Origin of the sequence: Pseudomonas sp. WOUb67 (assembly GCF_050058005.1) — a bacterium.
GTDB lineage: Bacteria > Pseudomonadota > Gammaproteobacteria > Pseudomonadales > Pseudomonadaceae > Aquipseudomonas > Aquipseudomonas putida_R.
Genome location: NZ_CP170112.1, coordinates 4,183,382 through 4,209,300, shown reverse-complemented (window position 1 = coordinate 4,209,300; position 25,919 = coordinate 4,183,382). Strand labels below are relative to the sequence as shown.

The 25,919-nt window shown below is 64.4% G+C and carries 23 protein-coding genes; 7 read left to right on the top strand and 16 right to left on the bottom strand.

What is annotated here, in order from left to right; all coding sequences use genetic code 11:
• Positions 1-6 precede the first annotated feature (6 nt).
• Positions 7-1,305, top strand: a complete 1,299-nt coding sequence (locus ABOC32_RS18755; RefSeq protein WP_426808355.1) for an ATP-binding protein — start codon at positions 7-9, stop codon at positions 1,303-1,305.
• 115 nt (positions 1,306-1,420) lie between these two features.
• Here ABOC32_RS18755 and ABOC32_RS18750 read toward each other — a convergent pair whose 3' ends face one another.
• The 4 genes from ABOC32_RS18750 to nrfB form a co-directional block, all read right to left on the bottom strand.
• A complete protein-coding gene (locus ABOC32_RS18750) occupies positions 1,421-2,512 on the bottom strand; it encodes a diguanylate cyclase domain-containing protein (protein WP_426808354.1) in 1,092 nt (363 codons plus the stop codon).
• Between the two features lie 124 nt (positions 2,513-2,636).
• Positions 2,637-3,476 (bottom strand): DUF4434 family protein, encoded by an 840-nt coding sequence (locus ABOC32_RS18745; protein WP_426808353.1) that lies wholly within the window; start codon positions 3,474-3,476, stop codon positions 2,637-2,639.
• Positions 3,476-6,481, bottom strand: a complete 3,006-nt coding sequence (locus ABOC32_RS18740) for a phage receptor (protein WP_426808352.1) — start codon at positions 6,479-6,481, stop codon at positions 3,476-3,478. Before ABOC32_RS18740 ends, ABOC32_RS18745 begins: the two co-directional genes overlap by 1 nt.
• Positions 6,478-8,652 carry a cyclic di-3',5'-guanylate-activated glycosyltransferase NrfB gene (nrfB, locus tag ABOC32_RS18735; RefSeq protein ID WP_426808351.1) on the bottom strand — a complete coding sequence of 725 codons (2,175 nt, stop codon included), beginning with the start codon at positions 8,650-8,652 and terminating at the stop codon, positions 6,478-6,480. Before nrfB ends, ABOC32_RS18740 begins: the two co-directional genes overlap by 4 nt.
• Before the next feature lie 192 nt (positions 8,653-8,844).
• Here nrfB and ABOC32_RS18730 point away from each other — a divergent pair, with 192 nt between their 5' ends.
• From ABOC32_RS18730 to ABOC32_RS18715, 4 genes are all read left to right on the top strand, one after another.
• Positions 8,845-9,276, top strand: a complete 432-nt coding sequence (locus ABOC32_RS18730) for a PACE efflux transporter (RefSeq protein WP_086974925.1) — start codon at positions 8,845-8,847, stop codon at positions 9,274-9,276.
• Positions 9,277-9,456: 180 nt separating this feature from the next.
• Entirely contained in the window at positions 9,457-11,016 is a 1,560-nt protein-coding gene (gene ilvA, locus ABOC32_RS18725) for a threonine ammonia-lyase, biosynthetic (RefSeq protein WP_426808350.1), read from the top strand.
• Positions 11,017-11,303: 287 nt separating this feature from the next.
• Positions 11,304-12,104 (top strand): lipopolysaccharide biosynthesis protein, encoded by an 801-nt coding sequence (locus ABOC32_RS18720; RefSeq protein ID WP_426808349.1) that lies wholly within the window; start codon positions 11,304-11,306, stop codon positions 12,102-12,104.
• Positions 12,105-12,176: 72 nt separating this feature from the next.
• On the top strand, positions 12,177-12,677 hold the full coding sequence (locus ABOC32_RS18715) for a methylated-DNA--[protein]-cysteine S-methyltransferase (RefSeq protein ID WP_426808348.1): 501 nt from the start codon (positions 12,177-12,179) through the stop codon (positions 12,675-12,677).
• 3 nt (positions 12,678-12,680) lie between these two features.
• Here the strand turns inward: ABOC32_RS18715 and ABOC32_RS18710 are convergent, their stop codons facing one another.
• The 3 genes from ABOC32_RS18710 to ABOC32_RS18700 form a co-directional block, all read right to left on the bottom strand.
• The gene (locus tag ABOC32_RS18710) at positions 12,681-12,923 is read right to left on the bottom strand and encodes a hypothetical protein (protein ID WP_426808347.1); all 243 of its coding nucleotides are present in this window, start codon (positions 12,921-12,923) and stop codon (positions 12,681-12,683) included.
• Positions 12,920-13,663 carry a carbon-nitrogen hydrolase family protein gene (locus ABOC32_RS18705; protein ID WP_426808346.1) on the bottom strand — a complete coding sequence of 248 codons (744 nt, stop codon included), beginning with the start codon at positions 13,661-13,663 and terminating at the stop codon, positions 12,920-12,922. The genes ABOC32_RS18710 and ABOC32_RS18705 overlap by 4 nt, the downstream gene beginning before the upstream one ends.
• A 77-nt stretch (positions 13,664-13,740) precedes the next feature.
• A complete protein-coding gene (locus ABOC32_RS18700) occupies positions 13,741-14,256 on the bottom strand; it encodes a DUF3016 domain-containing protein (RefSeq protein ID WP_426808345.1) in 516 nt (171 codons plus the stop codon).
• Positions 14,257-14,331: 75 nt separating this feature from the next.
• Between ABOC32_RS18700 and ABOC32_RS18695 the strand changes: the two genes are divergently transcribed.
• Positions 14,332-15,063 (top strand): metallophosphoesterase, encoded by a 732-nt coding sequence (locus ABOC32_RS18695; RefSeq protein WP_426808344.1) that lies wholly within the window; start codon positions 14,332-14,334, stop codon positions 15,061-15,063.
• On the opposite strand, the gene ABOC32_RS18690 is transcribed toward ABOC32_RS18695, so the two are convergent.
• Positions 15,011-15,625, bottom strand: a complete 615-nt coding sequence (locus ABOC32_RS18690) for a LysE family translocator (RefSeq protein WP_426808343.1) — start codon at positions 15,623-15,625, stop codon at positions 15,011-15,013. The genes ABOC32_RS18695 and ABOC32_RS18690 overlap by 53 nt on opposite strands.
• Positions 15,626-15,869: 244 nt before the next feature.
• Positions 15,870-16,679 (bottom strand): AraC family transcriptional regulator, encoded by an 810-nt coding sequence (locus ABOC32_RS18685; RefSeq protein WP_426808342.1) that lies wholly within the window; start codon positions 16,677-16,679, stop codon positions 15,870-15,872.
• Between the two features lie 131 nt (positions 16,680-16,810).
• On the opposite strand from ABOC32_RS18685, the gene ABOC32_RS18680 reads away from it, so the two are divergent.
• Positions 16,811-17,434, top strand: coding sequence for a LysE family translocator (locus ABOC32_RS18680; protein ID WP_426808341.1), 624 nt, complete (start codon positions 16,811-16,813; stop codon positions 17,432-17,434).
• On the opposite strand, the gene ABOC32_RS18675 is transcribed toward ABOC32_RS18680, so the two are convergent.
• The 7 genes from ABOC32_RS18675 to ABOC32_RS18645 all read right to left on the bottom strand — a co-directional run bounded on the left by ABOC32_RS18675 (position 17,431) and on the right by ABOC32_RS18645 (position 25,914).
• The gene (locus ABOC32_RS18675; protein WP_426808340.1) at positions 17,431-19,866 is read right to left on the bottom strand and encodes an autotransporter outer membrane beta-barrel domain-containing protein; all 2,436 of its coding nucleotides are present in this window, start codon (positions 19,864-19,866) and stop codon (positions 17,431-17,433) included. The two genes, ABOC32_RS18680 and ABOC32_RS18675, sit on opposite strands and share 4 nt — an antisense overlap.
• A 133-nt stretch (positions 19,867-19,999) precedes the next feature.
• Positions 20,000-20,275 carry a peptidylprolyl isomerase gene (locus tag ABOC32_RS18670; RefSeq protein WP_016499499.1) on the bottom strand — a complete coding sequence of 92 codons (276 nt, stop codon included), beginning with the start codon at positions 20,273-20,275 and terminating at the stop codon, positions 20,000-20,002.
• A gap of 214 nt (positions 20,276-20,489) precedes the next feature.
• Complete coding sequence (gene eco / locus ABOC32_RS18665; RefSeq protein ID WP_426808339.1) at positions 20,490-20,969, bottom strand: serine protease inhibitor ecotin; 480 nt, start codon at positions 20,967-20,969, stop codon at positions 20,490-20,492.
• 55 nt (positions 20,970-21,024) lie between these two features.
• Positions 21,025-21,795 carry a 3-hydroxybutyrate dehydrogenase gene (gene hbdH / locus ABOC32_RS18660; protein ID WP_426808338.1) on the bottom strand — a complete coding sequence of 257 codons (771 nt, stop codon included), beginning with the start codon at positions 21,793-21,795 and terminating at the stop codon, positions 21,025-21,027.
• A gap of 119 nt (positions 21,796-21,914) precedes the next feature.
• The gene (locus ABOC32_RS18655; protein ID WP_426808337.1) at positions 21,915-22,931 is read right to left on the bottom strand and encodes an ABC transporter permease; all 1,017 of its coding nucleotides are present in this window, start codon (positions 22,929-22,931) and stop codon (positions 21,915-21,917) included.
• Positions 22,931-23,989, bottom strand: a complete 1,059-nt coding sequence (locus ABOC32_RS18650) for a microcin C ABC transporter permease YejB (RefSeq protein ID WP_063424135.1) — start codon at positions 23,987-23,989, stop codon at positions 22,931-22,933. The genes ABOC32_RS18655 and ABOC32_RS18650 overlap by 1 nt, the downstream gene beginning before the upstream one ends.
• Entirely contained in the window at positions 23,986-25,914 is a 1,929-nt protein-coding gene (locus ABOC32_RS18645) for an extracellular solute-binding protein (protein ID WP_426808336.1), read from the bottom strand. Before ABOC32_RS18645 ends, ABOC32_RS18650 begins: the two co-directional genes overlap by 4 nt.
• Positions 25,915-25,919 lie beyond the last annotated feature (5 nt).

Below are 25,919 nucleotides of genomic sequence, written 5' to 3'. Positions count from 1 at the left end.
CCGGCCATGCTCAAGATCCTGGTGCGGCTGTACCTGGTGATCATCGTCGCCTATGCCGGTGCGCTGCTGTTCATTCCCGACACCATCGTCGGCCTGTTCCAGGAACGCTTCATGGCCTACAACCTGGACCAGGCCAAAGGCGTGCAGTCATTGATCGTGCGCCAGTTCCACCAGGCCCCGCGCGAGCAGTGGCCGGCCGTGGAGCAAGACCTTGCCAGTGCGTTCGCCCCGCTGGAAGTGAAGCTGCTGCGCATGGACCAGGCCGAACTCAACGCCGATGAGCAGGCGCGCCTGGTGCACGGCCAGTACGCCGTGCGAATTGCCGAGTGGGGCTACTACGAAACGGTGCTGGCACCGTTGGACAAGGAGTGGCTGGTGCGCCTGCATGCACCGCCAGACCCACTGGACATCAATGTGCTGTCGTGGGGCGTGACCGTGCTGATCGGTGCGGCCATGCTCGGGTGCCTGCTGTTATGGGTGTGGCCGCACTGGCGCGACCTGGAGCGCCTGAAGGAAACCGCCCGGCGCCTCGGCCAGGGGCAGATGGCCGAGCGCACGCACATTTCGCCACATTCCAACATCGGTGAGTTGGCCGGGGTGTTCGACACCATGGCCAGTGACCTGGAACGCCACGTCAACCAGCAGCGCGAGCTGCTCAATGCGGTGTCCCATGAACTGCGCACACCGCTGACCCGCCTGGACTTCGGCCTGGTGCTGTTGTTCGACGAGGTGCCGCCGGCCAGCCGCAAGCGCCTGCTTGAACTGGTGGGGCATGTGCGCGAGCTGGATGAGCTGGTGCTGGAGCTGCTGTCCTACAGCCGCCTGTACAACGCCGACCAGGCCCGCGAGCGGGTCGAGGTGTCGTTGCTGGAACTGGTCGACAGCGTACTCGGTGGCTTTGCCGAAGAGCTCGATGGCCGGGGTATCCAGTGGGAAGTGCGGGCCGAGGGCAATTTGCCCCGGTTTGTGCTGGACCCACGGCTGACGGCGCGGGCGGTGCAGAACCTGGTGCGCAACGCCATGCGCTATTGTGATGAAAGCCTGTTGCTGCGCTTGCGTCTGGAAGACGATGGCGCCTGCCTGCTGACGGTGGAAGATGACGGGATCGGCATACCGGTGGAGGAGCGCGAGCGGATTTTCCAGCCGTTCTACCGGCTGGACCGCAGCCGCGACCGCAACACCGGCGGGTTTGGCCTGGGGCTGGCCATCAGCCGGCGGGCGATCGAAGGGCAGGGCGGCACCTTGACGGTGGCTCAGTCGGCGCTGGGTGGGGCTCAGTTCCGCATTCGGTTGCCTGCGGGGTGATGGGTGCCTGTGCCGGCCTCTTCGCGGGTAAACCCGCTCCCACAGGGACCGCACAGATTTTGAAAGCTGTGGAGTACCTGTGGGAGCGGGTTTACCCGCGAAGAGGCCGGGCCTGCTAACCCTGTTGCGCCAACTGTGTACTCCACAACACAAACCGGTCCTTGCCGGTGTGCTTGGCTTCATACAGCGCCTGGTCGGCCTTGATCAGCGCCATGGTTAACGTATCGCCTGCGCTCACCTGTGCCAGGCCGATGCTGATCGTCACCGGATGAGCGCCTGAATCTTCACGCACCCTGCGTAGCAGTGCCTCCACCTGCTGTTCAGCGCCTTGCTGGTCCAGCCCCTCAAGAAAGATCGCGAATTCCTCGCCGCCCAACCGCGCAAACTCGGCGTCGACCATGGCTGTCTTGATGTGTAGCGCAACGCGTTTGAGTACTTCGTCACCAACGTCGTGGCCGAAGCGGTCGTTGACCTTCTTGAAGTTGTCTATGTCGACCATCGCCAGGTACTGCCCGGGGGTTGCCTGTTGCAACTGTTGCTCCGCTTTGGCCATGAACGAGCGGCGGTTGGGGATTTCGGTCAGCGCGTCGACATAGGCCTGCTCCAGCAGCACCTTGGACAGGTAGAAGTTGTGCAGCTTGGTCTTGCGGATCTGCAGGTAGCTGTAGCTGACCAGGCCGCTGAGGAACACGGCATAGCTGATCAGCATGGCGCCTTCGAGTGCGTCGGGCTCGATACGGGTGTGGTAGAAGGGGTTGAGCATCACCCAGGTCATGACCATGGCGCAGAAAAACGACCAGCGCCGCACCGGCAGCACCGACACGGCATACAGGACGGCGGAGACCCCAAGCACCAGCCACACCGGCCGCAGGGTGACCGGGATGCCCTCGATCAGCAGGCGCATGCCCAAGGTGATGATGGCAATGAACAGCAGGTTGAGCACGTCGAAGTGATGGCTGCGGCGGGTAAAGTTCAGGACGACGGCCAGGCAGCCGAGCATGGAGATGAACAGGTAGGACAGCCAGGTGAAGCCCTGTCCTGCGAGGAAACTGACGATCAGGTCGAAGACCAGCCAGATCAGGATACTGACGCAGATAACCAGCAGGCAGAACGGGCGCATGGACTCGAATTCGTGCTGGCGGAACTCGGCGCGCAGGGCGGCGGGGGCAACCTGCTTGCGTACGTGTTCCTCGATGGTCTTGAACATGGGTGAGCTCCTGGGGGTACTGCGTTGTCAGGCCGGCCTCTTCGCAGCACAAGGCTGCTCCTACAGGAGGCATGCGAGACCTGTAGGAGCAGCCTTGTGCTGCGAAAGGGCCGGGCCTGGCAACTCAATTCTGTGGCAAAACGCCCTGGGCCCAAGGCCGGTAGCGCAAGGCAAACACTGCCTCGGCATGGCACCCGCTGGCAAGCTTCGGCTCGGCAGGCTCAGCCCTGAATACCTGACCTGGCGCACTCACCTGGCGGAACGCCTCGCGCACTACCCCTATCCGGCACGGCAAGGCCTGTTCGTAACCTTGGCGCACCAACGGCGGCAATCGCCCGGTCCCTGCGCCATCCTGCCACCACACCCTCAAGCCCAGGCCAGCCAGTTGATCCAGCCAGGCGGCGTTGACCCGGGGCGACAGCTTGCCTGCGCTGAAGGCACTGATGTGCAGTGGCTTGTCCAGCTGGCCGTTAAAGGCTTGCAACTGGCTGAACAGCGCTTCGCGCCGCGCGGGGTCGCGAAAATGCTGGTCGTCCAGCTCCATGGGCAGGTACCAGCCCTCCACCGGCAATTGCCAGGCCTGGCGCAGTTGCTGGTACTGGGTGAGTGAGCGCCCCAGTTGCGCTGTCCAATAGCTGTTCAGGCCTTCGCCGTCCAGTTCGTCCAGGCGCTGGTAGTAGGCGGGGTCCATGTACAGCCCCAGCACCACCTGCAGGCCTTGGGCACGTGCGCTGCGCAGGCTGCTGGCCAGCCAGCCCTGGGCGCCGCCGAAGTCGCTGTCGCCATAGGCGCTCCATTGCACGATCAGGGTCTTGCCCCCCTGGGCCACGGTGGCATGCCACAGTTGTTGCCACTGGGCGGGGGTGACATTGGCGTCGCGGTTGAGGGGTTGGTAGAACAGGCGCTGGTCGGCCGTGGCGGGCAGGCACAGGGCAAGCAGGCAGAAGGCGAGGATCGCACGCATCAGAAGGTCATCTCCGCACCGACCAGCACGCCGTTGGCGCGCTGGTAAAGATTGCCGCCCAGCGACTGTTGGTACTCGGCACGCACTTTCAGCGAGCCGCGGTAGGCGTTGTAGCGGTCGTCATCGAACCACCATTGCCAGCGCACACCAACCCCGGCCCGGGCGTCCTGGCGCCAGTCGTTGCTCGGGTCCTGGCTGGAGAACTCGACAAAGCCATAGGGCATGAGGGTTTGCGGGGAGCTGCCGGGTAGTTTCCAGGCATGGCCTTGCTGGTAGCGCGACAGCCAGGCGTGGTCGCCGGCGCGGGTCCACCAGGCCGCGTCGAGGTAGAGGAAGCGCTCGTTCCAGTTGTCTTCATCCACACGCCAGTCATTGCGCCAGTCGCCCTGGTCGAGGAACGAGGCGGTGGCGCGCAACAGCAGGTCGTTGCTCGATTCGGCATGGTGGCGCAGGTCGCCCCAGTTGCCGCCGACTTTGGCCGGGCTCAGCAGCTGGCCAAGGCTCAGGCCCCGGTAATGCGCTTCGTCGATCTGCCGCTGGTGGTACAGCTCGGCGTACAGGTTGAGGTTGGCCTGGCCGAGCGGTTTGTAACGCAGGCCGACGCCAGTACCCATGCTTTGCGCATAGTCGGTGCGGCTCTGGCCACCGAACAGTACCCGGCCATACACCGACAGGGTGCTGCCGTTGCGACTGGGTTCTTCGCCCAGAGCATGGTCCCACATGGCCAACTGCACGTTCTGCGATTGGGCACGGCGTGAGCTGCCGCTGCGCTGGCCGTTGTCGAGGAACTTGTCGTTGGTCGAGGTGCCGGCGGGTGACCAGGTACTGGCCAGGGTGATGGTGTCACGCCGTGACAGGCTTTCGTGGGCACGGCGCTGGCGGTATTTGCGGGCTTCCAGGCTGCCGTATTCGTCGTCACCGTCGACCAGGTTCTGCTCCACATCGAGGATGCGCCGCAGCTCGCGGCGTGCCGAGGCGCTGTCTTCGGCTTCGTCGTAGCGCAAGGCCAAGGTTTCGCCAAGGCGGTAATCCTCGGGGAAGTCGTGGGTGGCACGCTCCAGGTAAGGGATCGATTGGCGGCGCTGGGCCTTGTCTGTCGAGCCGGCCAGGCGCATGCCGTAGTCGGCGCGGTAACGCGGCTGATCGGGGGCCAGGCGCACGGCTTCGGCGAGCCAGGCCATGCTCTGGGCGCTGTCGCCGGCCAGTTGCGCGGTGCTGGCAGCCGCGTAGTAATGGTCGGCCCGTGGGTTGCTTGCCAAGGCCCGGCGCTGGAAACCCAGGGCCGCCTGGTAGTCGCCCTGGCGCTGGGCAATGGCTGCGCCCAGTGCCCAGTCATCGGCGCTGCGGTGTGCGGCGGCGTCCCAATAGCGGCGGGCCGCGTCAGCGTCGCCTGCGTTCAGCGCGCCACCGGCGGCCGTGAGGCGTGCGTTGTCGGTCCAGGCGGCGTCTGGCAGGCTGCGCCAGATGGGCAACGCGGCTTCGGAATCGCCGGCGGCTTCAAGTGCATAGGCCAACGGCAAGCGGTTGCCGGTGTCGCCCAGGCGCTCGGCGGCCTGGTAGTAGACCACCGCTTCACCGGGTTGGTCGGGCATGGCGCAGCGGCCCAGGGCGCGGTACTGGCCGGGCTCGCGGGGTGTGGCCGGCACCGCCTGGCGCACGGCGTCGCACTGGCCTGCCTCGGCCAGGCGGCCGAGCAACTGGGCACGGGTATTGGCATCGACCCGGGGGATCAGGCCGAGCATGCGGTGGCTGTCCAGCGGCCCGTCGTTGCGGGCATACAGGTTGCCCAGGCGCTGTAACAGCGATGGGCTGAGGCGGCCCTGGCGGCGGTCGTAGGCCTGTTCCAGCAGTTGCCGGGCGTGTCCGGTCTGGCCCTGTTCCACCAGCAGGAAGGTGGCTTGCTCCAGTGCGGCCAGGTCGCCGCTTTGCCGGTAGCGGTTTTCCCACTCGCTGGCTGTGCGCGGTTGTGGGGGCTGCGGCGGGTCGCCATACAGGCGTTGCTTGAGCACGGGGTAGGCGCGTGCGTCGGTAGTGGGTGTGCAGCCTTTGAACTGTTCGCGGGCCAGGTCCGGGTCATGGCGTGACAGCCAGTCGACGGTGTCCAGGCAGGGGCGCTGCAGGTCGTTGCTCAGGCGCCGCACCAGCGCTGCATCGTCGCCTTTGCGGGCCAGCTCCCACAGTTGCTGGCGCTGGTCGGGTTGGTTCAGCTGATCGGGCGGCAGCGACTGCAACCAGCGCTGGGCTTGCTGGTTGTGGCCCACGGCAATGGCGCGGTTGGCCATGGCCAGGCGCGCCTGGTCAGCTGCTTGGGGGGAGGGCGCGCTGGCAAGCAGTGCGTTCAACCCTTTTTCATCCACCTGCTGGACATAGGCATTGGCCAGGCGTTGCCAGTCTTCGGCGGGCAACTGGCCCTTGTCGGCGAGCGGTTGCAGTTGCTCGATGGTTTCTTTCCAGTTGCGCAGTTGTTCGGCGAAGTTGGCCCGGACCAGGCGCAATACCTGGCCGTCATCCCTGGGCGGCAACTGGCTGAGCCAGTCCAGCGCCTTGCCCGCGCCACCGAATTTGGCCAGGCTCAGGCTGTAGGCCTGCCACAGGCGCACGCGTTGATTTCCCTCACTGGCCGCCAGCCACTGTTCCACCTGACTGGCCGGCGGTGGGTCCTGTTCGATCCAGGTCAGGCGCAGTTCGAGCAGGGCGTCGGCGTATTCGGGGCTGCCGTCAAGCTGTGCCGCCAGCGCTTCGGCTTCCTTGTAGCGGCGTTGTTGGGCCAGGGCTTCTACCAGCAGTGCGCGGGCCTCGTCGTTGTTCGGCACCCGGCCCAGCACGTGGCGGGTCAGGCGCTCGACCTCGGCCCAGTTGTCTTTCTTGGCCTCACGGTAGCCACGGTCCATGAACGGGAAGCTGGTGAACCGCTGAAAGTCGGTCATCGGTGCCGAGGCGGCCACAGGCAGCGCGGCGGAGCACAGCAACAGGCCAGTGAAAGTGAGGGAAAAGCGCGGCTTCATGCCACCTCCCGGGTCAGATCAAGGGCGGCCTGCTGCTCGCTGGCCTGTTCGTCAAGCGCCTGCTGCAACACCTGCTCGGTGATGATGCCGCGGGCGATCAGGTGCTCGCCCAGGCTTTGGCGCTCGGGGTCGAAGTCGATCAGCGCCTGGTTGAACAGGGTGACCGGGACCATGCCGCGCACCTGCAACAGGGTGCCGAGCATGATCTGGTGGTGGCTGACACGCTCCAGCAGCGCTTCATCGTCCTGATGGCGTTCGAGGATGGCCAGCATGTCGCGGGTTTCCGGCTTCTGCCAGGGGCTTGGGTAGTGGTAGCGCAGCCCCAGGGTTACCCGGCCTTGCGGCGCCAGGCGCACGCGGACCGGGCGTTTCAGGTAGCGGCTGATCACCCCCAGCGACACTTGGCTGACCGGGCTTTCGCTGGCCAGGATCAGCGTGTCGCCGTCTTCGGCAACGGGCAGCACGCCATAGTGCGTCGCCAGTTTGCGGGGTAGCGTGGCAATCAGTTGCGGGTCGAGCTTGAACGGGTTCAGCGGCGCCCAGGGCAGGTCCAGTTGCTCGGCCAAGGTGGCGACGAGCTGTTCGCTGTTCACCCAGCCGCGCAGCAGCAGTTCGCGGCCCAGGCGCCGGCGTACCGGGCTGGTGATTGCCTCTTGCAACTGTTCATCACTGATCAGCCCTTTGGCCACCAGGCGCTGGCCCAGCGGCGTGCGGGCAGGGGCGGCGATGTCGGGGAATTCATGGGTGGTCTTGTCCCAGGCCACGCGCCGCGAGTCGCCCATTTCCATCACCTGGCGCAGGGCACGCAGGTTGGCGAAGAAGTTGACGAAGTTGCTCCACATCATCCGCGGTGCCGACAGCAGGCCTTCGCCAATGCCATAGAAACGGGTGACGAACCAGCCGCGCTGGAACAGGCGATTGAACAGCATCAGCCCGTTCAGCCACAGCAGGGTAGACAGCAGCCAGCTGTCGCTGAGGATCGACATGAAGCGCCACGAGTTCGGCGCAATCACCGTGACCAGCCACATGGCCAGCAACACCAGCAACAGCAAGTTGACCAAAAAGCTCAGCAGGTAGGCGAACAGCCCGCGGCGGTCGCGCCAGAGGAAGTAGTTGAGCGCGCCCTTGCGGCTCCAGCCGAGGTTGCTGGTGCCCTGGAACACGATACCCACGATCCACCGTGACTTCTGCCGGATGGCATGCTGCCAGTCACGCGGGAAGTGCTCGCGCACGCAGATCACCTGGGAGAATTCCCGGCTCATGCCCGGGCGCCATTCCTGCTTCAGGGTCAGCGCCGGGTCGGTGATGGAATAGCGGGCGAAAATGCACTTCATGCCCTTTTGCTTCAGGCGAAAGCCAATGTCGTAGTCTTCGGTGAGGCTCTGCACGTCGAAGGCAATGCCGTCGCCGTCCTCCAGCAGCGCGCTGATGGCGCGGCGGCTGAAGCAGGTGCCGACACCGGCGCTGGGCACCTGGCCTGTCAGGGCTTCGCGGACGATGACGTCCTTGCCGTGGTTTTCGGCAAACTCGTCGACATAGTGGCCGGCGGTAAAGCCTTTCCATTCCGGTGCGTAGGGGTAGACCGGGATCTGGATCATGTCCTTGTTCGGCAGCAGGTAGTTGAACAGGCGCAGTTCCATGGGCGAGATCACGTCTTCGGCGTCATGCAGGATGAAACCGGCGAACTCGATGCCAGCGTCCTGCTGGAAGCGCAGCAGGGCGTCGATGATGTTGTTCAGGCAGTCGGCCTTGCTGGTAGGCCCAGGGCGTGCGCACACCACCTTGTGCACGTTGGGGTAGTGCAGGCACACCGCGTCGACGTCGGCCTGGGTTTGCGGGTCGTTGGGGTAGGTGCCGACGAAAATCTGGTAGTTCTCGTAGTCGATGGTGGAAGCCGCCAGGCGCGCCATTTCACCGACCACGCCCACTTCGTTCCAGGCCGGGACCATGATGGCCAGGGGTTTTTCCGGCACTTCGTACAGGCGCTTTTCGTCGGCCTTCTCAAACTTGTCATACACGCGAAAGCGCCGGATCAGCTTGCGGCCCCAGTAGCACAGGTCGATGAACAGGTCGTCCAGGCCCAGCAGGAACATCAGCGAGGCCAGGGTGATGGCCAGGATCTTCAGGCCGAACAGCACGTAGGTGAGAAAATCGATGAATGCCAGGCTCATGCAGCAGTCACCGGCAGGGGGCAGTGGACCATCGTCTTATCCTCGCTCGGTTCCCTCGACGAAGTTGTACGAGATGTCGCTGTTTGTACGGGATAGATACAAGCAGCCGAACGCGCCGTTGTCCAAATTTCGGGCTTTTTCTTGTGTGCGACATATTGTAGCTTTACGGGTCGTCTACCCAGAGAACTGAACATGCAAGGCAAGGCCCGCAAGATCGTCCAGGCCATTCTTTACGAAGCCATCGCTGTCGCCTGCGTGGCGCCTGCGCTGGAGCTGGCGTTTGGTGCCGGCATGGCGCAGTCGGCCATCCTGTCGGTGCTGATGTCAGGCATCGCGATGAGCTGGAACATGGGCTACAACTGGGTGTTCGAGCGCTGGGAAGCGCGCCAGCGCAACCGTGAGCGAACCTTCCTGCGGCGCTTGCTGCATGCCTTGGGCTTCGAGGGCGGGTTGGTGGTGATTTTGCTGCCACTGGTGGCGTACTGGCTGGATGTGAGCCTGTGGGCGGCGCTGCTGACCAACCTGGCGTTGTTCGTGTTCTTCTTCGTTTACGCCTTTGCCTTCCAGTGGGGGTTCGACAAGGTGTTCGATGTGCCGCTTTCGGCGCAGCAGGCCAAGTGTTGACTTTGTGCTGCACTAACGGCTAAGTTCCTACCCCATGAATACATTCCCGCATGTGAACGCCATTATTATTACCGCCATTATCAGCTTGGCGGGCTAGCGCGTACGTGCACCTGACCCGCCCTGGAGGCGGGTTTTTTCTCTCTGACTCCTGGGCACCATAAAAAAGCCAAGGAGTCATCGATGACCAGCTTCAGCGTCCCTCGTACAACCGTCACCCCCCAGCAACTGCTGTCGGAGCAGGTGCGGCGCATTCTGGCCGCGCCGGTGTACGACCTGGCCATCGAAACGCCGCTGCAAGCCGCGCCTGCGCTGTCTGCCAGCCTGGGTAACCAGGTGTTGCTCAAGCGCGAAGACCTGCAGCCCACCTTCTCGTTCAAGATCCGCGGCGCCTATACTCGTCTGTCACGCCTCAGTACCCTGCAGCGCGAGCGAGGGGTGATCACCGCCTCGGCGGGCAACCATGCCCAGGGCGTTGCCCTGGCCGCGTCGCACCTGGGCCTGAAGGCCACCATCGTCATGCCGACCACCACGCCGTCGCTGAAGGTGGAAGGGGTGCGTTCGCGCGGCGGGCACGTGGTGCTGCACGGCGAGAGCTTCCCGCACGCCCTGGCCCATGCCCTGACGCTGGCCGACAGCGAAGGCGCCACCTTTGTGCCGCCGTTCGATGACCCGGACGTGATCGCCGGGCAGGGCACCGTGGCCATGGAAATCCTGCGCCAGCGCCCGGGCGCGCTGGACGCCATTTTCGTACCGGTGGGCGGTGGCGGGCTGATCGCCGGCATTGCTGCCTACGTGAAGTACCTGCGCCCCGAGGTGAAGGTGATCGGCGTCGAGCCGGAGGACTCCAACTGCCTGCAGGCCGCCATGGCCGCCGGCGAGCGGGTGATCCTGCCGCAGGTCGGGACCTTCGCCGACGGTGTGGCAGTGGCGCAGATCGGCGCCCACTGCTTTGAGCTGTGCCGGCATTTTGTAGATGAAGTGGTCACCGTCAGCAGTGACGAACTGTGCGCGGCGATCAAGGACATCTACGACGACACCCGTTCGATCACCGAGCCTTCTGGTGCCTTGGCGGTAGCCGGGATCAAGAAGTATGTGGCCCGCGATGGCGTGCAGGGGCAGACCCTGGTAGCGATTGATTCCGGGGCAAACGTCAATTTTGACCGCCTGCGCCATGTGGCCGAGCGTGCCGAACTGGGCGAGCAGCGCGAGGCGATCATCGCCGTGACCATCCCCGAGCAGCCGGGCAGCTTCCGCGCCTTCTGCCAGGCGCTGGGCAAGCGGCAGATCACCGAATTCAACTACCGCTATTACCCAGGTAAGGAAGCGCGCCTGTTTGTCGGGGTGCAGACTCACCCTGTGCACGACCCGCGTGACCAGCTGCTGGTCAACCTGAGCGAGCAGGGTTACAGCGTGCTGGACCTGACCGACAACGAGCTGGCGAAACTGCATGTGCGCCATACCGTGGGTGGCCACGCTGCGCCAGGCGCTGATGAGCGGGTGCTGCGCTTCGAGTTCCCCGAGCGCCCGGGAGCGTTGCTGGGCTTCCTGGAACGGTTGGGCAAGCGCTGGAACATCAGCCTGTTCCATTACCGCAACCACGGGGCGGCGGAGGCCCGGGTATTTGCCGCGCTGGAGGTACCAAAGGATGAGTTGGCCGGCCTGCCGCTAGCGCTGGACGAGATGGGGTATCGGTACTGGGATGAGACTGAAAACCCGGCGTACAGGCTATTCCTGGGTTGACGGCCAAACCACACCAGCGACCCGTTTGTCGCCTCGGTAGCGGTAATCGGGTGTCCTGACCCACAGTGGGGAACGACCTGGGCCCGAGGTGGTCTGCTATGACGGCCTCTGCCGGATCAGGCGGTGTTGAACAAGCATCGCCTGCCCGCTGTGTAGCCCTTTGGGACCCCGTCAGTAAAGGACATGGCGGTCTATTATGTTCAGGTAGGTAAAGTTAGGTAAAAGCGGCCGCAGCACATCCACGGTTCAGTATTGTGGTTTGAACCGTCCAGTTAAAGATGCCATAGATGAACACACTTCCGTCGCAGCCAAGCGCTGAACGCGGGGCGTTCTCCAGTTTCGAGGCGTGTCGCAATACCCAACAGGGCCCCGTGGTGATCCTTGCCTCCGGCGCCTCTGCCAAGCATTTTCCGCTGGGCGAATTCGCCCATTTACCCATCATCGCCATGAACGGTTCGGTCGCGATGACCGCTGAACACGGCATCCAGCCTTTCTTCTACGTGTGCACCGACAAAAGCTTCCGCCAGCAACAGCCCGCCTTGTTCGCCACCGCCTTGCGCGACAGCGAGCGCCTGGCGCTCTGGCCGGAACAGTATGCGGGTGCCGATGTGCCAGCCGCCACCGAGTGCTACGCCCTGCACAAAGCCGATACGCCGGGGCTGCTGGACGGTTTGCGGGGCCATGGTGACAACTGCGTGTGTAACCGCACACTGTGGAGCAAACGCAGCCGCTCGATTGCCTTCAGCAAAGACCTGGCCCATGGTTTCTTCGATGCCCGCACAGTGGCGTACGTGGCCTTGCAGCTGGCCTATCACCTGGGCTTTGAAGAAGTGTTGCTGGTAGGGGTGGACCTGGATCAGAGCGTCGGCCGCTTCTACGAGAACGGCCAGGGGCAGTGTTCGCCGTGCGGGCTCGACCAGCATTGGGACAGCCGCATTCTGCCGTCATTGACGCTGATGGCCAGGGAGGTGGTGAACGAGCACTTCCACGTTTACAACCTGTCGTCGATCTCGCGCATTCCGGCCGAGCTGATCCCCAAGGTCAACCTCAGGGAAGCGCGCCGGATTGCCGGTTGTGCAATTACCTGAGCAAGAAAGCGGGTGCGTGCAGGGCTGTGGATGCGTACAGTACGCCGAACGCAAACAGGCAGGAACCCGCTCATGTCCAGCGCATTCACCTTCATGCATTCGCCCGTCGGCACCCTGACCCTGGTCGCCCGCGGCGAGTGCCTGGCAGCCGTACTGTGGGAAGAGGAACGGGAAAACCGCGTGCGCCTCGGTGCCTTGCACCGTGACGACCAGTGCTCGGTGCTACTGGACACCGCGCGGCAGCTTGGCGAGTACTTTGCGGGCAAACGCCAGCGCTTCGAGCTGGCGCTGGATTTCGCCGGTACCGAGTTCCAGCGCCAGGTATGGGCCGCGCTGCTGGCGATACCCTTTGGTGAAACCCGCAGCTACGGCGACATCGCCCGGCAAATCGGCAACCCCAGCGCGGTGCGAGCGGTAGGCGCCGCCAACGGTCGCAACCCGATCTCGATCATTGCCCCGTGCCACCGTGTGATCGGTGCTTCGGGCAGCCTCACCGGCTTTGCCGGTGGCCTGGCGGCCAAGCAGTACCTGCTGGCGCTGGAGGGCCGGCAAAGCCTGGCACTGGACCTGTAGGGGTCAGCTGAACCAGCTGGCGACCAGGCAGGCGAATAACGCCAGCGCCGAGCCTGCCATCAGGGTGTATTGCCGATGGGCCCGGCGCGCGTGGGCTTTGACCTCACGCAGGTACTCGCCGGGTGTCGGTGCATCGGGCCGATGGCGCAAACCCTCGGCCACATCGGCAAGCTGGCCCTGGATCAGCAAACCGACCAGGTAGTAGGTGCAGGTGTAACTCAGCAACGCCACAAACAGGTAGATCATGCCGGGTATGGGTCCAAGGGCAGTGCCATTGCGCTGGCATGGGTAGTGTCCAGCATGATCAGCCCTTCACTGTGATCATCCAGGCTGGCCAGCAAGCGCCCTTGGCTGTCCCACGCTGCCGAACCGCCGGCACCGATGAAGGTGTCTGCCGGCCCCACACAGTTAGCCATCAATACCGGCATGGCCAGTTCACGGGCCACCTCCGGGTAGTGCGCATATCCCTCGCGGATGCCCTTCGCGGTTTTCGCCACGCTGACCAGATACAGGTCGGCGCCGTGCTCGCGGGCAGCGGCGGCGTGCGCCATGAACATCGATTCGTAGCAGATCGCCGGTGCTACCCGAAGGTCGCCTACTTGCAGCAGCAATGCCTGATCGCCTGAGGTGAAATAGGGCAGCTCGTCATCATGCAGGCGCCGTTTGGCATAGGCCTGGCGCGGTGCCCCGGGGCTGAAGATGGGCATGCCGATGCGAATACCGTCGGGTGTCGGCAACGGCAGGCCAACGGCCACGGTGACACCGAGGCGGTCACAGGCTGCCTGCAGCGGGGCCAGTTGCGCGGAGTTGACCGGCAAGGCGGCCTGGCGCGCAAGGCTTGGCTCGTAGCCGGTCAGCGACAGTTCGGGGAACACCAGCAGCTCGGCGCCAAGGGCCGCGGCTTGCTCGATGCAGGCCAGGTGACGCTGGAGGTTGCCTGGCAAATCGCCCTTGAGCGACGCCAGTTGCACGGCGCACAGTTTCATTGAAAAACCCTTCCCTGGTACAGGTTGAAGGGCCGAGCATACTATCGGCACCAACGCCTGTACCAGTGAAGGGTTTTTCAGGTTGCGGGGTTCGCTGCGAAGCGCTGGCGGAACCAGTCGTTGAGCATGGCCTTCTCGGCATACAGGCGGTCGCTGCTGCTGGCGACCCGGCCGGGGCGGCTGAGGTACATCTTGTCGCTGACCCGTTCCTCGGCCTGCTGGGCGGGTTTACCCGGCTGGCTGAGGGTGTAGGTGAGGTCGATGGTCGGCCAGGTGATCTCACGCATGAAACGCACATCGTAGGCCTGGCTGTGCCAGGGCTCGAAGCGCCCGGCCAGGTCGATATCGCGGATGTCGATGACCAGTTGCTGGCCTGGTCGCAGGTAACGCTGGCCGAGCTTCTGCAGGTACTGGGTAAGGGATTTCATCACATAGTCGTCAGCGCCACGCTCATAACCGTGGCTGTTCAGGCTGGCGTCGCGGAATTTTTCCGGGTGGTCGAAACGCACCTCGACCTGCGCGGCCGGGGCGCCTTGTGCCATGCTGTTCAGTGACAGCGCCATGAGCACGGCACACACGAGGGCGGTACGCATGATGCACCTCCGGGGTAGATGGGGGGTGTCTCCATTTTACGCCCGCCATGGCAGCACCTGCAGAGGAAGATTGTAATGGGACGGTTTCGGCGGCTGCTCGCCAATATCCGGGGACGTGACTTGGCGGTGGGCGATATCCATGGTCACTTCCAGCGCCTGGAACAGTGCCTGGAAGCGGTGGGTTTCGACCCGGCCGTAGACCGCCTGTTCAGTGTGGGTGACCTGGTCGACCGCGGGCCGCACAGCGAGGCCGTGCTGGAGTGGCTCGCGCGACCTTGGTTCCATGCGGTGCAAGGTAACCATGAGGCGCTGGCGATCACTCGCGTGCGTGGGGGGCGGCTTGACCTGGACATGTACCGCGCAGCGGGTGGAAGCTGGTTCCTGGACCTGCCGCGGGCCGCGCAATTGCGCTTCGTGGAGCGCTTCGAGCAATTGCCGATTGCCATCGAAGTGGAAAGCGCGGCCGGCCTGGTCGGGTTGCTGCATGCAGACAGCCCGTTTGCTGACTGGACAGTGCTGCGTTCATGGCTGGAGCTGGAGCTGGATGACGACCCGAAGGTACGCGAGGTGTGCCAGTGGTCGCGGCGGCGCCTGAAGGAAGGCGATACCCAACCGGTGCAGGGCCTGCGTGCCTTGCTGGTCGGCCACACGCCGGTGCTGGAGGCAAAGCGGCTGGGCAATGTCTGGCACCTGGATACGGGAGGCTGGGCGAGTGGCCACTTTACCTTGATGGACATGCGCACCTTGCAACTGGTCAGCCCCGGGCCAGATGCAGCAGCAACGCCGCAGCCAATATCACCAGCATGACCCCTGAAGCCCGCTCCAGCCACGGCAGGCTGCGAGCGAAGCGCCGCAGTACCCGCTGGTTGCCGATGGCCACGGCAACCAGCAGGTCCCAGAGCAGGACGATACTGAACATCCACAGGCCGTAAGCCGTTTTCCAGCCGACGCTGGCGCTGGCGACCATGCTGGCCAGGCTGGCATAGAACAGTGCGTTCTTGGGGTTGAGGATGCCGGACAGGAAGCCCATGCCCAGATTGTGCCACCAGCCTTGAACCCGCTGGTTGTCAGCGACTGAGCGCAGGCTGGTTTGCCCGGCATGACGCAGGAACAGCACGCCGATGTACAGCAGGTAACTGGCGCCGGCCAGTTGCAGGGTGGTGAACAGCAGGCTGCCTTCCTGCAACACTGACAGGCCGGTGAAGGCCATGGCGATGAACGCGCCATTGGCCAGGGCAATGCCCAGGCAGGCGCCGCTGGCGATGCGCCAGCCGCGGTTGATCGAGCTGCGTGCGACCAGGAAGAAGTCCGGGCCGGGTGAGAGCAGGGCGAGGAAATGGGCGAGGGCGATGATCAGGAACTGTTGCATGGGCGGGGCGGCTCTGCGGGAAAACCGCAGTCTGCTGCAGGGTATGTCGGGGGTATTGAAGAATATTGCAAACCTGAGCGGTAGGCACATTGCCTTTGTAGGAGCGGCCTTGCCGGAGCGCCGGACCGGTCGGATGGGCTGCGCAGCAGCCCCAGATTTTCAGCTTCGCAGCAGAGATTGTCGGGGGCTGCTGCGCAGCCCATCGCGACACAAGGCCGCTCCTACAAGGGGATCGCGCATGCCTTTAATCGCCCCGATACTGCCCCGGTGTCACCCCCACATGGGCCTTGAACACCCGCTGGAAATGGCTCTGGTCGGCAAACCCGAGCTGGTAAGCGACCTCCGCCAGTGCCAGCCCTTCGCCCAACAACTGCCGCCCGCGATTGACCCGGGCATTGAGCACATAGGCATGCGGCGTCAACCCGGTGGCCGTGCGGAACGCGCGGATCAGCTGGTAGCGCCCAAGGCCGGCTTCGCGGGCCAGCACCTCCAGGCTCAGTTGCGCAGGGTCCTGGCCTTCGAGACGCGCGATCAACCCGCTCAACGCAGTCGCCCCCAAGGCAGGGGCTGCAGCCAGAGGGGCCTGGGCTGAAACGTCCAGGTCACCCACAAAGGCCATCAGCGCCGCATCCTTCTCACCGTTGCTGGCGCCGGAGAACAGTAACCCGTTCAGTTCGCAGAACTGCCTATACACCGCTGGATCCCGACAGATACGCGCCGGCTCGCCGAGCCCGTCGCCGGCAAGCCCCGACTCCAGACGCAGCTGCATGAGCCAGTCGGCATCCACATGCAGCATCTGGTAGCTCCAGGCTTTCCCGGGCTCGGGGTTGCAGGCGTGTACGCGGTGGGCTGGCACCAGCACCAGCGTACCGGGTGTCAGGCGTTCCTGGCCATTCGCGGCGCCGCTGAAATGGCTGTGGCCGGCATCCACCGCACCGATGGAAAACGTCGGGTGGCTGTGGGCCTTGTAACAGGCCCGGCTATGACAGGCGCGGCGGCTTTCCACATGCGGGAGTGCCGGGTCGCGCCACTGCGCGGCGTGGGAGCGGGGCATCACAAGATCCTCGGTTTCGCCGGCAGCGTAACAGGTGCCGTGTACCCATACAGTTTTTATCGCTGGCTGTAGCTTGACCGCAAGGCCCGGCACACGCGGAAATAGACACCTGTTGCCAATGGAAAACAACAATGGACCTTTCAAGCCTGCTGCTTTTCATCCCCGCCTGCTTTGCCCTGAACATGGCGCCGGGGCCGAACAACCTGCTGTCGCTGCACAACGCCAGCCGCTACGGCCTGCGCACGGCCTGCGTGGCCGGTGGTGGTCGCATCGTCGCCTTCAGCGGCATGATCGCCCTGGCGGCCATGGGCCTGGCCGTGGTGCTGCACACCAGTGAATACCTGTTCCTGGCCATCAAGGTAGTGGGTGCGGCGTACCTGTTCTACATCGCCTGGCAACTGTGGCGTGCACCGGTAGGCGACGCCGTGGTGGCAACGGACCACCCGCGTGGCACCTGGCGCCTGACGCGCCAGGAGTTCTGGGTGGCGGCCGGCAACCCCAAAGCCATCCTGATCTTCACCGCCTTCTTGCCGCAGTTCGTTACGGTCGGCAGCGCCACGCCGGTGAGCGAGCAGTTCCTGTGGTTGGGCGCGCTGTTCCTGCTGCTGGAATGGGCGGCCATTGCCCTTTACGCAGGCCTGGGCGCCTACATGCAGCGCTGGTTCAGCCAGCCTGGCCCGCGCCGCGTGTTCAACCGGGTCAGCGCCTCCCTGCTGGGCTGCGCCGGCCTCGGCTTGCTGGCGGCGCGCCGCTAGAACTGCCAGCGCACCCCCAGGTTGACGCCGCTGGCTTCCTGCTGGCGGCTGTCCAGGTTGGCGGTGTACTGCACGCCGCCATGCAGGCTCAGCGCTTCGCTGACCTGCGCCACCACGCCGCTTTCCAGTTGCACCGAGGTATAGCGGTAGTCGGTCTTGATCTTGTCGACATCATCGAAGGTCAAGGTGTCGCGACCACCGTCGCCGTGCCACAGGTTGACCTGCGCATAGGGCTGCAGCAGGCGCCCGCTGTTTCCCGTGAACGCACCTTCCAGGCGCACGCCCAGGCGGCCGGTCAGCTCGACCTGGGCGTCATGGCTGACGCGCGAGACACCATCGCTTGCGCTGTCGAGCGACACTTTTTGTGCAATCAGCTGGACTTGTGGCTCCAGCGTCCAGTGTTCGGACAGGGCAATGGGGTAGCCGGATTCCAGCGACGTCGTCCAGGCGTGGCCGTCGATGTTCAGCTTGTCGCCACGGTCCGAGCGGGCTCGCCCATCGAGACGGGTGTACTGCAACACTGCATCCAGGTACGCGTCTTGCGGCCCGACCAGCGTCCAGTAGGTGCCGACGCTGTCGCCATCGAGCTTCAGGTCACCCACGCTGCGGTCCTGCACGGCCAGGGCGAAACCTTTGACGTCGGCGTCCAGGCGGCTGTGGCTGACGTAAAAACCGACATGTTGGCGATAACCGCTGTCACCCGCCTTGGCATACAGGTCCTGGCCCACCTTGAAGCCATACAGATCGCCATCCAGGCTCGGGCTGACCGTACCGCTCCATTGCTGGCGCAGCGTGCCGCCGTAGGCCTGCCCCCAACTGGCGGGCAGGGCGCCTTCGCCTTTGAGCAACTGCTGGTCGCCCTGGCGCTGATGGAAGGTGCCCAGGGCCTGGCGGGCGATGATCGCAGCGCCTCTTGGGGCCGCAGCGTAAACCGGGACCTCCGGGCGATACAGCGGCAGGCTTTCGCCTTGCACGGGGGCAGGCAGGTCGACCTGGCCGGGTGCCGGTGCGGCAACAGGTGGCGTCAGGGCAGGAGCTATCACCGGTGGCTCACCCGGTTCCGATGGTTGTGTCGGTTGTGTCGGTTGTCCGGGCTCGGGCACCGGTGCGGGAGCAGGTGGCGCGACCAACGTCGAGCGCAGGTACCAGCTGTTTTCGCTGCCAGCGGTCACACCACCTTTGAACAGGCGGTAGTCATAGGCCCCCACCGTTAGCGTTTGTGTCTGCACGAATGCTGTGGCGGTGCTGGTGGCGCCGTCACGGGCCTCGACCACCTGGATGCCGTTCTGGGCAGTCGCTGCACCTGCGCCATTGAGGTTGTTGATGAGCAATTGGCTGGAGCCGCTGATGGCGCCACGGCTGACCACCAAACGGTCGGAGGCAGCGCCATCGCCTGCCAGCACGCTGTTCAGGCGCAGGGTGCCGTTGGTGCCGGTGTAATCGCCCTGAATGGTCAAGCGGCCCTGGGCGTCGTTGCCACGACTCAGGTCGATGGTGCCGGCGTTGACTACCGATGCGTTGGTGCCATTCTGGATGCTGACAATGCTGCCCTGGCGGCTGATCAGCGAGCTGCTTGCATCGATTTGCAGGGTGCCGGTCCCGGTGGCGGGGATCACGCGTGGCTGATCGCTGCCAAGGTCTCCCAGGGTGAGGGTGTCGTTCAGGGTCAGCTGGCTGCCTTGCTTGAGGTGGATGGACTCCCAGTTGTTATACAGCGCCCCTTGGCCGACCTGGCTCTGCTCGAACGTCAGCGTGTCGGTTCCGGTGCCGCCGTCCAGGATTACGGCCGAGTTGCCGAGGTCGAGGGCGCGGACGGTGGCAGTGTCATCGTCACTTTCCAGGATGACCCGCTTACCGATCTGGCCACCCGTCCAGGTGAATTCATCCTTGCCGTTGCCGGTGCGTATCTCGCCTTCGAGCGTGCCGCCGCTGATGGTTATCTTGTCAACGCCGCTACTGGTGCTGATATCACCGCCGATGGTGCCGCCTGTCATGATGATCGTGTCGTTGCCAAGCCCACTGACGACGTTGCCGACAACAACCGTTTCGACCCCGAGCCCTTGGGATATCTCGAGGAAGTTGTCAGCAAGCTTGAGGTCGATTCGGCCAATGCTGCCGCCTTTGAACCACGCGGTGTCGCCATCTTCGAATGCGCCCGTGATGGTGCCGCCGGTCATGCTGAAGGTGTCCATGTCGCCGCCCTGGTTCAACGACCCTAGCGTGCCACCGGACATGGTGAAGGTGTCCAGGCCATTGCCTTGTTGCAATGACTGCACCGAGCCGCCACTGATGTTGAACTCATCAGCAGCATCGGTTTGCACGAGGGCACCAAGGTTTTCTCCGGGCGTCACCGTCAGGGATTGGGCGTGAGCCAGTAACGGCAGTGCCAGAAGCGGAAATGCAACAGGCAGCAGCAAGCGGGGGCATCGCATAGGCAGGTCTCCGGGGCCATTGAAGGGTCCACTACCTGAAGCGACGCCAGCGGGGCGGCTTCGGCCCTGCCTGAGTTGTATGTAATGCGGGGCGACGGGACAACTGGCAGAAATGTCAGGTGGCCCGCTGCCATCAATCGCGGTAGAACGTTTGCACCAGGTGGTAGCCGAACTTGCTCTTGATCGGCCCGTGCACCACACGCAACGGCTTCTTGAAAATCACTTGGTCGATAGCGCCGACCATCTGTCCTGGGCGGACTTCGCCCAGGTCGCCGCCGCGCTTGCCTGAAGGGCAGATCGAAAACTTTTTGGCGAGCACGTCGAAAGCCTCGCCGTTGGCGATGCGCTGTTTGAGCTTTTCGGCTTCGTCAGCGGTTTTGACCAGGATGTGGCGGGCTTGGGCTTTCATGGGGTACCTGTGCTTCGTGGCGCAAAAAAGGGGCGCATTATGCCTGATAGATTCGCTTCGAAGCGATTGCGTGCTCTGTGTAGGAGCGGCCTTGTGCCGCGATGGGCCGCAAAGCGGCCCCACATTTTCAGCTTCGCAGTGCAGATTGCCGGGGCCGCTTTGCGGCCCATCGCGGCACAAGGCCGCTCCTACAGGGATCGCGTAGGCTTCGAGCTCACTCGGCTTTGGCCTTTTTCACGTCCTGGGACGCTGACCAGATGCGGTAGCGCACCTCGACATCCTTGGGCACATACACCACCACCGGCAGCTTGCTGTTGTAGCGCAGCAGGAAGCCGTCACCGATCACTGGCACGAAGGCCTTGGTCTTCTTGCCATCCGGGCAGGCCATCAGGGTGCTGGCCGGGCCGCTGACTTTGTCCAGGCGGTAGTAGTTGTAGCCCCAGCCTTCCAGGGTGCGTTCTTCCAGGCTGCCGCCCAGGCGCTGGCGGTTGCAGTCGACCTGCAAGGTCTTGCCGGCAAGGATTTCCAGTTTGTAAGCCGACTCATCGGCCTGTGCCGGCAGGTGGATGACCTGCCGGGTAAAGCCTTTTTCCGCTTCGGGGTAAGGCGCGACGTCCTTCAGGCTGGCCGCCATCGCAGGCGCGGCGGCAGCCAGGGTGAGGGCCAGGATTGCAGTCATCGGGGTAGGGCGCATAGGGCCTCCTTGCAGATAAACGAATGCGAACCCGCTGCCAGGCCCAGGCCGCCCGTCACTGGGCCAACCAGCCACCATCGACGTTCCAGGCGGCGCCGCGAACCTGGCTTGCGGCTTCGCTGCACAGGAATAGTACCAGCTCACCCAGGTGCTCGGGAGTGACAAACGCCAGCGACGGTTGCTTCTCGGCCAGCAGATCATGCTGTGCCTGCAGCGGATCGCTACCGTTGGCAGCACGATCGTCGATCTGCTTTTGCACCAGCGGGGTCAGCACCCAGCCGGGGCAGATGGCGTTGCAGGTGACATTGCTGGTGGCGGTTTCCAGGCCCACCACCTTGGTCAGGCCGACCACACCATGCTTGGCCGCCACGTAGGCTGCCTTGCCGGTCGAGCCGACCAGGCCATGCACCGAGGCAATGTTGATGATGCGTCCCCAGTTGCGGGTGCGCATGCCCGGCAGGGCCAGGCGCGTGCCATGGAACACGGCTGACAGGTTCAGGGCGATGATCTTGTCCCAGCTTTCCAGCGGGAACTGTTCCACCGGCGCTACATGCTGGATGCCGGCATTGTTGACCAGGATGTCGACGCCACCGAATTCGCGCTCGGCCAGGGCGAACAACGCTTCAATCTGGGCCACGTCCGACAGGTCGGCGGGGTGGTGGACAGCCTTCACTCCATGCCGGGTGATCTCGGCGAGCGGCGGTGTCGGGTCGCCAAAGCCGTTGAGTACGATATTGGCGCCAGCCCGGGCCAGCACCTGGGCGATACCCAGGCCGATGCCGCTGGTGGAACCGGTGACGAGTGCAGTCTTGCCTGTGAGGGTCATGCAAAGCTCCTTGTCAAGTGAAGGCAGGTCCGGCCTCTTCGCGGGTGAACCCGCTCCCACAGGGTCTCCACAGGCGCTGTGGGAGCGGGTTTACCCGCGAAGAGTCCGGGCGTGAAAACTCATCTTCTGGGGTCGAACGCCTCGCGCAAGGCATCCCCGATGAACACCAGCAGCGACAAGATCACCGCCAGCGCAAAAAACGCCGTAAAGCCCAGCCACGGCGCTTCCAGATGTTGCTTGCCCTGGGTCACCAGCTCACCCAGCGAGGCACTCCCGGCCGGCATGCCGAAACCGAGAAAATCCAGTGCAGTCAGGGTGGTGATCGCCCCGGTCAGCATGAACGGTACATAGGTCAGCGTGGCGTTCATGGCATTGGGCAAGATATGCCGCAGCATCACCTGGCTGTCCGGCAACCCCAGCGCGCGAGCGGCTTTCACGTACTCCAGGTTGCGCCCACGCAGGAACTCGGCGCGCACCACATCGACCAGGGTTAGCCAGGAGAACAGCGCCATGATGCCCAACAGCCACCAGAAATCCGGCTCGACAAAGCCGCTGAGGATGATCAGCAGGTACAGCACCGGCAACCCCGACCACACCTCCAGCAGGCGTTGGCCGAGCAAGTCGACCCAACCGCCGTGGTAGCCCTGCAACGCGCCGGCCACCACGCCGATAAACACACTGACCATGGTCAGAGCAAAGGCAAACAGCAGCGATACCCGCGTGCCATACAGCACCCGTGCCAGCACGTCGCGGCCCTGGTCGTCGGTGCCTAGCCAGTTGCTCGCGCTGGGCGGGCTGGGGGTGGGTACCAGCAGGTCGTAGTTAGGCGTATCGGCGCTGAACGGGATGGGCGCGAACAGCATCCAGCCGCCCTGGTCCGCGATCAGTTGCCGTACATAGGCACTGCGGTAGTCGGGCTGGAATGGCAGCTGGCCGCCGAATTCCCGCTCGCTATAGCGCTTGAGCGCCGGCACATAGAGCTCGCCCTTGTAACTTAGAAGCAGCGGCTTGTCGTTGGCCACCAGTTCAGCGCCCAGGCACAGCAGCAGAAGGCCGGCGAACAGCCACAGCGAGACCCAGCCCAGGCGGTTGCGGCGAAAGCGTTGCAGGCGGCGGCGCGAGACGGGCGACAGCATCAGTGCGCCCTCGTGTCGAAGTCGATACGCGGGTCGAGCAGGGTGTACGACAGGTCCCCGATCAGGCGGATCAACAGGCCTGCCAGGGTAAAGATGAACAGCGTGCCAAACACCACCGGGTAATCTCGCGATACGGCGGCCTCGTAACTCAGGCGGCCCAGGCCATCGAGCGAGAAGATCACCTCGATCAGCAACGAGCCGGCGAAGAACACCGTGATCAGTGCCTGCGGCAAGCCGGCCACCACCAGCAGCATGGCATTGCGCAGGACATGGCCATACAGCACCCGGCGCTCACTCAGGCCCTTGGCCCGGGCGGTGACCACGTACTGGCGGGAAATCTCGTCGAGGAAGGCGTTCTTGGTCAGCAACGTAAGGGTTGCGAAGCCGCCGATCACCAGCGCCCCGACCGGCAGCACCAGGTGCCAGAAGTAGTCGGCGACCTTGCCCAACAGGCTGAGCTCGTCGAAGTTTTCCGAGACCAGGCCGCGTACCGGGAACCAGTTGAGCGAGGTGCCACCGGCGAACAGCACGATCAGCAGCAAGGCGAACAGGAACGAGGGCAGGGCGTAGCCGATCACGATCAGTGCGCTGCTCCAGGCATCGAAACGGCTGCCGTGGCGCACCGCCTTGCGGATGCCCAGCGGGATCGACACCAGGTAGGTGATAAGGGTGGCCCAGAAACCCAGGGACAGGGTGACCGGCAGCTTGTCGAGGATCAGGTCGGTGACTTTGGCACCACGGAAGAAGCTGCTGCCAAAGTCCAGGCGGGCATACTGGCCGAGCATCAACCACAGGCGTTCGGGGGCGGACTTGTCAAAGCCGTACTGGCGCTTGATCTCCTCGATCAGTTTCGGGTCCAGGCCACGGGTGGCACGCGACTCGCTGTGCACCACTTCGGCCCGGGCGCCCGGTGCGCCGCCGCCGAGGCCTTGCAGGCGCGCCACGGCCTGTTCCACCGGGCCACCCGGCGCGGCCTGGACGATGGCAAAATTGACCAGCAGGATCGCCAACAGCGTCGGGATGATCAGCAACAGGCGGCGCAGGATGTAGGTGGTCATGGCGAGGCCTTCCGGCGTTCGGCCATTTGCGCGTTGGTCAGCGGGGTGGGGCTTACTTCCCACCAGGTGTCCAGGCCTTCGTCATAGGCGGCCTGCACCTTGGGCAGGCCAAAGCGGTTCCACCAGGCAGTGGAGCTGCCCGGCGGGTAATAGTTGGGGATCCAGTAGTAGTTCCATTGCAGCACCCGGTCCAGTGCATGGGCGTGGCGCAGCATGTCGGCCTGGGTGTCGGCGCGCACCAGGCCGTCGACCAGCTGGTCCACGGCCGGATCCTGCAGCACCATCAGGTTGTTCGAGCCGGGGTCGTGGGCGGCTGCCGAGCCGAAGTAGTTGTACAGCTCGGCGCCGGGCGACAGGGTGACCGGGTAGCCGGTGACGATCATGTCGTAGTCGCGTGCCATCAGGCGGTTCACGTACTGGGCCGAATCGACGTTGCGGATGTTCAGGGTGACGCCGATTTGTGCCAGGTTGCGTTTCCACGGCAGCAGCAGGCGCTCCAGGCCTGACTGGCCGTTGAGGAAGGTGAATGCCAGCGGTGTGCCCTGGCTGTTCACCAGGCGGTCGCCTTCGGGGTGCCAGCCGGCTTGTTCAAGCAGCGCCAGGGCCTGCAGCTGCTGCTTGCGGATAATCCCCGAGCCATCGGTGACCGGAGCGGTAAACACGGTGGTGAAGACTTCGTCCGGTACGCTGCCACGCAGCGGTTCGAGCAGCTTCAGTTCGCCGGCATCCGGCAGCTTGCGGGCCGCCAGTGGGGTGTTGGAAAACACGCTCTGTTGGCGGATGTACAGGTTGCGCATCATCTGCCGGTTACTCCACTCGTAGTCCCACAGCATGCCCAGCGCCTGGCGCACGCGCTTATCCTTGAACTGCGGCTGGTCGAGGTTGAACACGAACCCTTGGGCAACCTGCGGTTTGGCCGGGCCCAGGTGGGCGCGCTGCAAGCGGCCGTCGTCCAGTTGCGCGCCGTTGTAACCCAGGGTGTAGGCGGTGGCGGAGAACTCACGGTTGTAGTCGTAGCCACCGCCTTTAAGCACTTGCCGCGCCACTTCGGTGTCGCCGAAGTACTCGATGCGCAGCTGGTCGAAATTGTAGCGGCCACGGCTGGTCGGCAGGTTGCGCGCCCACCAGGTCGGGTTGCGTTCGAAGGTGATGCTGCGGCCATTGTCGATGCGCCCGATGCGGTAAGGCCCGCTGCCGACCGGCTTGTCGAAACCGGCACCGTTGGCGAAGTCGCGCTGCTGCCAGTCATGTTCGGGCAGTACCGGCAGGCTGGCGAGGTCCAGCTCCAGGGTGCGGCCGTGGTCGGGCTTGAAGTCGAAGCGCACGTGCTGTGGGCCTTCCACGGTCACGCCGGTCACGTCGGCGAACTGGGTGCGGTACTTGAGGCTGCCCTTGCTCATCAACAGCTCGAAGGTGAACCGTACGTCCTCGGCGCGCACCGGCTTGCCATCGGCGAAGGTGGCGCGCGGGTCTATCTCGAAACGCAACCAGGCATCGTCCGGGCCACGCTCCATGCTTCGGGCGATCAGGCCATAGACGGTGTAGGGTTCATCGAACGAGCGGACCGCCAGGGGCGCGTAGAGCAGGCCGTCGACCTCGCTGACGCCGATGCCCTTGTCGATATACGGCAGGATATGGTCGAACTGGCCGATCTCGATGGCCGAGCGGCGCAGGATGCCGCCCTTGGGGGCGTCGGGGTTTACGTAGTCGAAGTGCTGGAAGTTGGGGGTGTAGCGGGGAGTTTCGTCGTAGACGGTGAGGGCGTGGCTGGGGGCGGCCTGGATCGTAACAGGCGTGCAGGTCACAACAAACGCCAATAAAACCTGTGGGAGCGGGTTCACCCGCGAATAGGCCAGAGCAGACAATGAGGTTTTCAGGTCTGGCCTATTCGCGGGTGAACCCGCTCCCACAGGGAGTCTCATCACCGGGA